This is a genomic window from Priestia sp. P5_B4, assembly GCF_056400385.1.
Genome location: NZ_JBFULJ010001016.1, coordinates 1 through 1,257, shown reverse-complemented (window position 1 = coordinate 1,257; position 1,257 = coordinate 1). Strand labels below are relative to the sequence as shown.

General features: G+C 34.7%; 1 protein-coding gene. It reads right to left on the bottom strand.

The window, feature by feature from the left end; all coding sequences use genetic code 11:
- Positions 1-206: 206 nt before the first annotated feature.
- Positions 207-1,037 (bottom strand): YihY/virulence factor BrkB family protein, encoded by an 831-nt coding sequence (locus AC1DRF_RS28390; protein WP_014459853.1) that lies wholly within the window; start codon positions 1,035-1,037, stop codon positions 207-209.
- Between the last annotated feature and the right edge of the window lie 220 nt (positions 1,038-1,257).

Genomic DNA, 1,257 nt, shown 5'->3' with positions numbered 1-1,257 from the left:
GAACAAATCAGTCCTGCAATTCCAATAATTGCGATTAAAAACCGATTAAAATTATTCAATTTTCCACCTCATCTCAACGTGAACTCCTACTGCTTTTTTGTTGTGTATAAAGGGAAGGCAACGAGATATTCAATAGTTACCCGCAATATTTTTTTGATAAACTTTCTAACTGTAAAACTGAATATAAAAAAAACGACTAGGTTTCCCTAGTCATTTTCCGCGTCTCTATACGTTGTCTTGTGAGCTTTGATGAACTTATTACCATTTATTAAACCGCCAATTAATAAAATAGCGGCCGTTAAATAAAACCAGACCATTAAAATAATAATACTTCCAAGCTGACCATAGATTTGCGAGTAGCTTCCAAACTGGACATAATATCCAAATCCGGTAGATACAACTTGCCATCCTAGCGTGGAGAAAACAGCTCCTGGAAGTACATCTTTCCACGTTACTCTTGCGCTTGGCATCAGTTTGTAAAAAAGAATAAAAAAGCCTAATAAAAATAATGTCCCAATTCCCCATCTAATTGTCGTCCAGCTTTGAAACCATATGTCAGGAACATGGACTTTTGTTAGTACCAGATGTCGAATGACCTCTTCAATAATTGGGACAAATAATGAAATAGCTACCACAACCATAAAACCAAAAGTTAAAATTAAATCATTGATTAAACCGCGCAAAAACGTTTGTTTTCTTTGAATATGATACGCGTCATTTAACGAGCGAACCAAAGATTGTATAGCCATAGATGCGAGCCAAAAAGTCGCCAATAAACTAAAAGATAAAACCTTTTTCCCGCTATTGTTAACTGTTTCAATTGACCGTTCAATTACGTCATAGGCGCTTTTAGGCGTAAATGGTTCAATAAATACCAGCAAATTGTTTGTATCAATTGGAAAGAAACTCAGCAGAGAAAAAAGAAAGATAATAAACGGTACAAAAGATAACAAAAAATAGTAGGCTGTTTGAGCAGCCTGATCAAAGAAACGCTCCGTAAAAAAACGAGCGGCAACGGTCTTAGATGTTTGAATCATAACAGCGTTCTCCTTTACTTTCGCTTCACTCTGTAGTGAAATTCATATTCAATTTTTATGTTCAACATGTATTGGATAAGTTTCGGCTTATAAAGCTTTCCTTTTCCATTATCCACGGTTGACAAAGAATTTAACCTGTAAAATTATACAGCCGGTTCATAAAGAAGATATTATTATAATTACATCTGCCATTACCACCATATTAATAGATCTTCTTTTC